Source organism: Martinezella lusitana (assembly GCF_016901135.1).
In the GTDB taxonomy this organism is placed as follows: domain Bacteria; phylum Pseudomonadota; class Alphaproteobacteria; order Rhizobiales; family Rhizobiaceae; genus Rhizobium; species Rhizobium lusitanum_D.
This window is the reverse complement of the sequence record NZ_JAFEVL010000067.1, coordinates 1-3,282: the sequence shown is the minus strand read 5'-3', so window position 1 is coordinate 3,282 and position 3,282 is coordinate 1. Positions and strand designations below refer to the sequence as shown.

Below are 3,282 nucleotides of genomic sequence, written 5' to 3'. Positions count from 1 at the left end.
CCAATCACCATCGCCAACTGCGAGCAGCAGCCTTGGATACTTGGCACCAAATCGCACGTCTTCACACCGCATGAACCAAAGCCTCACTCCCAGAACTTGTTTTCAGAGCGTTAAGTTTACAGTGCCCGAGCGGATATTTCACGGCCCCGTGGCAGGAGCATCGCTGTTGATCATGTCGGCGGCGACCTTCCACGTGCCATCAGAACTTGCGCGCCAGACAACCAGATATTTGCCGACCTCGACAACCGGTTCTTCCGGACCGCGATAGGATAGCCGGTAACTGCCCCGTTCCATGGCAAAGCTGGCATCACCTGATATCTCCACCAAGGAAGGACCCAGAACCAACGCGAACTCAGGAAGGCTGAAGAAGAACTGCCATGCGGCGCGAACCGCCTCATGACCTTCATACGCGGGCTGACCGGGGAGAAGGAAGGCGCCATCCGTCCGGTACAGGTTCACGATTCCATCGGCGTCCTTGGCATCGATCATGCGCCCCCAGTTGGCACTCAGTTCGAAGATAGCTTCGGTTTTGGCGTCCATTGTTACTCCACTTCCCATTCGGTTCGCCGCCCCAAACCGTTCCCTGGGGCGCGCTCGTAGCTTCTGAGGCTCACACACTATATTTGTCGATCTCGCACCTTGCGGTCACCAGCGCAGTCTCGATTCCATCTTGTGGAACGGGATTCACCCGACCGCTCCATCCGCGTTTTTCTGCTCTTCCTCTCGCAATGGCCATCATCCAGCGTCGAACAGGCGAATGCGTCAATAACAGACGGATGTACCAGATGTTGCAGCAAGCAGCGGGGCGTGACGGACTTACTTGCGCCAAGTCCCAGGTGCCGCATTGCCGGACCAGAGGTCATCGTGCTTTCTATATCGCACCCGGTTTTACGAAGCCTCCCAGCCGTTTTTCGACTAGCTGGGCGAACCGGATGGGAGTCCGATCGTCGAAGGATGGCCCAATGATCTGAATTCCGACGGGAAGGCCATGGACGAAGCGACCGGTCGGCATCGACGTCGCGGGCAGATTTGCCACAGCGGCCAGCGAACTCCAGAGGAAGGTGTCAGCCAGTGATGTTTCGGTGCCGCCCATCGAAATGGTTCGAAGCACTGGGGCCAGCAAACCAGCCTCTGCATGCGAATGGTCGTGGGGGAATGCGGTGGTGGTACTGACAGGGCACAACAGCACATCGTAATTTTCAAAGAAGCGCGCCCAAGCGTCCATGAGCCTGACACGCTGTTTCGCCCGAGCAACATAGTCGCGGTGGGAGAGCTGGGCGCTGCGTTCAATGATCGCGGCATAGCGGTCGCCGGTGGCCGCGTGCTCATGCGCCGCCGCCTTCAAAGCCATGCCCGCCTCCTCGGGGCCGAGTGCGACGAAAATGGAGACCAGGGTAGAGAAAAAGGTTTCGAAAGAACCCCATGCGTCGAAGTCGGGCTTGGCGCCGATAGTCACCGTGGCCCCAACTCGCTGGAGATCGTCTATGTAGGCTAGCAGTTCGGCGCGGCAGCGATCATCGAGCGCATAGTCATCGAGCCAGACTGCGACGCGAAAATCCTCCACGCGGTCATGCCGGCTGCGCGGAACCTTCACAGTCCACGCTTTTGAGGCGGATGCCATCGGCGCAACAAGCACGTCCATCGCCAGTTCGAGGTCCAGGGCGCTACGCGCCAGCGGCCCGCATACAGCCATTTCGATTGGAACGATCTCTCCAGGCAAGGGGGGAATGTGCCCCCCCAGCGGCACGATGCCGTAAGTCGGCTTGTGGCCGTACACGCCGCAGAAATGTGCGGGCACCCGAATCGAACCGGCAATATCGCTGCCAAGTTCCAGCGCACTCAGGCCGGCGGCGATCGCGGCCGCCGACCCGCCCGACGAACCACCCACGGTTTTCGATAGATCCCATGGATTGTTGGCAGTGCCGAACAAGGGGTTGAACGACTGGTGGTCACCCGCGCCGGTCGGCAAGTTGGTCTTGCCGAAAATGACTGCGCCAGCTTGCTTGAGCTGCGCCACAGCCTCTGCGTCATCGGTTGGATGATAGTCGGCAAGGAACGGAAAGCCGCAGGTCGTGCGCATGCCCGCGACGCTGTAGCATTCCTTGACCGTCATCGGCAGCCCGTGCAGCCGGCCTCGCTGGCCATTTGCGGAGTCGGCGCGACGAGCAGCCTCCCTTGCTCCGTCCGCGTCGATCGTCACCACCGCATTTATCGCAGGGTTGACCGAATCGATCCGGGCAAGGTGGAGATCGAGCAGCTCGAGTGCGCCGATTTGCCGCTCTTCCAGCAGCCGCAACTGTTCGGTGGCTGAAGCGAAACAAAGATCGATCGGTGATTGGGGTGCGTCCACGCGGAACTCCTAAATTGACCTAGTAATGGTTTACTTCACAGCGGAACGTCGCTCGACAAACTCCGGTTTCCGGTTTCCGGTCGGTGCCGAACTTAGCCGCCGATGCCTCCCACTTCATAATAGAGCTCTGCGCCCTCGATCTGCAGGAGCCCAGTTTGCATGTTCGTCTCTCCGCCTGGGGCTTGGCAGATGCTCCTAGGCTTTTTCTGGGCCCGGAGTTATCCAATCTTGGCAAGAACAGACCCTGACGACATCATCGCAGCCGTCAGATGTGGGCACCAAGTGTTGGAATCAAACCACTCTAGTATGATCGTGATTGTATCTGTATTCGCCTACAGCCGCCCATATAAGGCGCTCTTCTTTCTTACACTTCAGTATTAGCATCTACCAGAATAACTCTACTGGATAGAATATCGGTCGAATCGTCCATGTCAATTACAAAGTTCCGGTATTTGAACTTAAAGTTCATTTTAATGGCCGTGTTGCAGGGATCAGATTCCGGACGAGGTAACCCCACCCTTGGGATTTTTCATACAACACGTCGGAATTCTGGACGACCAAGCTCAGTCATCCGGTTGAGAACGTGGACGCCGATCTTGGCTTCTGTTTTCTGATTGTCGAAGTTCCTCGCTTTGAGTTTTGGCCCGATCACGGTCTTCCATCGGCCCATCTGTGTCTCCACCCGGCTGCGCTGGTTATAGCCGGTGGATTTCTGCCAAGCCATCCGGCCGCTGGTTTCGATTTCTGCGATGTGGCGGTCGCGTACCGTTGGATTGAACGCCGATTGCGGACTTTCAACGGCTGTCTTAGGAGGCGGAATAATGATCTCCACGATCTCGCCAAGACGTGTTAGCAGAAGATCACGGGTCGGAGCTCCGTCATAGGCGCCATCACCGATAAACTTGGCAACTGGGCCATCAATCTGATCCAGA

At 57.7% G+C, this 3,282-nt stretch carries 3 protein-coding genes; all 3 read right to left on the bottom strand.

Annotated features, from left to right (window positions below):
• Positions 1-138: 138 nt before the first annotated feature.
• Positions 139-540 (bottom strand): nuclear transport factor 2 family protein, encoded by a 402-nt coding sequence (locus tag JTP94_RS29010; protein WP_204853884.1) that lies wholly within the window; start codon positions 538-540, stop codon positions 139-141.
• A 331-nt stretch (positions 541-871) separates the two neighbouring features.
• Entirely contained in the window at positions 872-2,350 is a 1,479-nt protein-coding gene (locus JTP94_RS29005; RefSeq protein ID WP_204853883.1) for an amidase, read from the bottom strand.
• 529 nt (positions 2,351-2,879) lie between these two features.
• Positions 2,880-3,282 (bottom strand): transposase (locus tag JTP94_RS29000; protein WP_409456642.1); only part of this gene is annotated, 403 nt, incomplete at its 5' end.

Bases quoted from the DNA above. Each gene is read 5' to 3' on its own strand.
- JTP94_RS29010 (WP_204853884.1), bottom strand. From the start codon at position 540: ATGGACGCCAAAACCGAAGCTATCTTCGAACTGAGTGCCAACTGGGGG.